3 protein-coding genes are annotated in these 2,711 nt (G+C 48.2%); all 3 read right to left on the reverse strand.

Features of this window, described 5'->3' with window-relative positions; translation table 11 throughout:
* The coding region (locus K2Q26_10155; GenBank protein MBY0315872.1) for an FAD-dependent monooxygenase at nucleotides 1-789 on the reverse strand (789 nt) is incomplete at its 3' end.
* On the reverse strand, nucleotides 776-2,041 hold the full coding sequence (gene kynU / locus K2Q26_10160) for a kynureninase (GenBank protein MBY0315873.1): 1,266 nt from the start codon (nucleotides 2,039-2,041) through the stop codon (nucleotides 776-778). The genes K2Q26_10155 and kynU, both read right to left, overlap by 14 nt.
* The coding region (locus tag K2Q26_10165) for an amidohydrolase (GenBank protein MBY0315874.1) at nucleotides 2,038-2,711 on the reverse strand (674 nt) is incomplete at its 5' end. The genes kynU and K2Q26_10165, both read right to left, overlap by 4 nt.

The raw sequence follows: 2,711 nt of genomic DNA on the forward strand, positions 1-2,711 counted from the left end.
CACATCGGTTCGCCGCTTGAGTCCCATAAAACTATATTTGCTGTTAGGCATAGGAGCGTTCGGCATAAACAAGGTGCAAGTGAAACTTCCATCCGTGTTTGGGAGCGCGATCATCATGTAGGTCCCTCGGGGCCAAATGTGCAGCGCATTTTTTTCCATTTTGTAATCGCCATTGGACTTTGCCGGCATGACGAATTCTTTATAACCGTGCGACAGTTCTTCGTTGGTGGCGGCCATCAAGGCTTTCTCTTGGAGAGTGTCGCGGGCCTCCGACGACGATCCATCCGTCCCAATAAAAATCTCGTACTCCTGAGGAGCTTTTGCACCGTTGGTCGTCGTTTCGAACAACGCCTCTTTGCGCTCAAGATCCATACCGATTAACTTTTGGTTAAAGAACAATCGCACCGACGAATGTTTTTCGGCCTCATCGAGTAAGAAACAATTGAGCCATCCCCGCGAGATCGAATTAATATACTGACTGTCAGAGGAACCATACTGTTGGTATGTGAGTTCTCCCGAGTGCGCATGCATCATACGACCCTTCATCGGAATGGCTTCCTTGCGAATGTCCTGCTCGAGCTCCAAAAGCGACAGCGCGTGCAGTCCGCGAGTCGATATCGCCAAATTGATGGAGCGTCCCTCACCCACCGCACCCAATTGCTTGAGCCGTTCTCGAGGATCCTTTCGTCTCTCATACACATCGACCTGAAAACCTCGCCGCGCGAGAAACAGCGCCAGGAGCGAACCGACTAAACCAGCGCCACAAATCGTAACTTTATTTTTTTGCATAGAGCTCAAGCCTTTCTACAAAGCGATAACAGTCCATATAGGAATTGTACAAACCTGTCGGAGCCACGCGAATGATATTGGGCTCTCGGAAGTCGCAGATGATGCCCGCATCCCGTAAATCTTTAACCATTTCGCGAGAAGAGTTTTTAATTTTTAGGGACAGCTGCGCCCCCCGCTGCTCTGGATCTTCGGGGGTGAAGATTTCTACAAATCCTTGGGGAAGTTGCGCTAGCAACTCCCACAAGAAGGTCGACATTTTTTTTGTTTTTGCGCGAATGTTGATGATGTCCGCACGATCAAACACATCTAAAGACGCCTTTAGTGCCGCTAATTGAAAAATCGGTGGATTACTGAGCTGCCAAGCTTCGGCGCTCGGAATCGGCGAAAACTGCGACGGCATCACGAAACGAGTTTTCTTATCGTGTCCCCACCAGCCCTCAAAGCGCGGGATCGAGGGATCGGTAAAATGACGTTGATGAATGTAGATTCCAGAAATGCCACCCGGTCCCGCATTGAGATACTTGTACGAGCACCAGGCCGCAAAATCCACATTCCAGGTGTGAAGCTTTAAATCAATATTTCCCGCCGCGTGAGCCAGATCTAATCCGTAGATCGCACCCACCTCATGAGTCTTTTGACCAATCTTTTCGATTTCGAAAAGTTGGCCTGTCAAATAATTCACTCCGCCCAACATCACTAACGCGAGAGAATCTTTGTTGTCCTCGATGGTCTGCAAGATATCTTCGGTGCGAATAATGCTTTCACCGGCTCTCGGGAAAACTTCCAAAATCGCCGTGGACGAATCAAAACCCACCGTTTTCGAATGGAAGCGAGCCTGAGAGGCCACCGCATATTGGTCCGAGGGAAATGCATTCCCCTCGATTAATATTTTATAGCGTTGTTTTGTAGGGCGATAAAATGAAGCCATGAGGATGTGAAGATTCACAGTGAGACTATTCATCGCCACAACTTCTTCTGGCTTTGCTCCCACCAGATGCGCCAAAGAGTGCGTCACCGTCTCGTGATAAGGAAGCCACGGATTTTTCGCCTCGAAGTGTCCTTCCACGCCCAGCATGGCCCAGTCTTTGAGCTCTTGGAGAATCGCCTCTTGCGTGCGCTTCGGCTGTAGGCCTAAAGAATTTCCGCACAGATAAATATAATCATCCCCATTAGCCATTTTAGGAAAATGAAATTCATCACGGTAGATATAAAGAGGATCCTGCTGATCCAACTCTAAAGCTTTTGATTTCACAGAAAATCTCCTTCTTTATGGCCCAACCATTCTAAAGCTGTTCCCGACAACAATCTCTTTTGAATTTCTGGAGAAAGTCCCATCTCTTGGATCATGGTGCCAGGAACTTCCTCTCCTAACGGGAAGGGATAGTCACTTCCTAAAGCAATCTGGCTTTCCCCAAAAACAGACAATAAATATTTTAATTTTTCCTCATCGTGAACTAACGAATCGACATAAATCCGTTTGAGATAACTCGAGGGGCAAATGTCGTTATCGATCCCTACAAGATCAGGACGACTCTTAAATCCGTGCTTGATCCGACCAAAGGTCCCCGGGAAAGATCCACCGCCATGAGCGAATGCGATTTTGAGGTGCGGAAGTTTCTCGAGCGTTCCACTAAAAATCAATGAGCTGATCGCAACGGCGAGCTCGGCCGGCATTCCCACTAACCACTTTAACCAATACTTTTCCATACGTTCTGGCGCCAACATATCCCAAGGGTGAACAAAAACACTGGCTCCCAATTCCGCAGCAGCCTTAAAGAAAGAAAAGAACTCAGGAGCATCTAAATTCGTGCCGTTCACATGAGTCCCGATCTGCACTCCTCGCAATCCCAACTGCTTGACACATCTTTCAAGCTCCATAATCGCAAGCTTTGTATCTTGAAGTGGGACCGTCCCCAATCCCG

The sequence above is a fragment of the Bdellovibrionales bacterium genome, assembly GCA_019750295.1.
GTDB lineage: Bacteria > Bdellovibrionota > Bdellovibrionia > Bdellovibrionales > JAGQZY01 > JAIEOS01.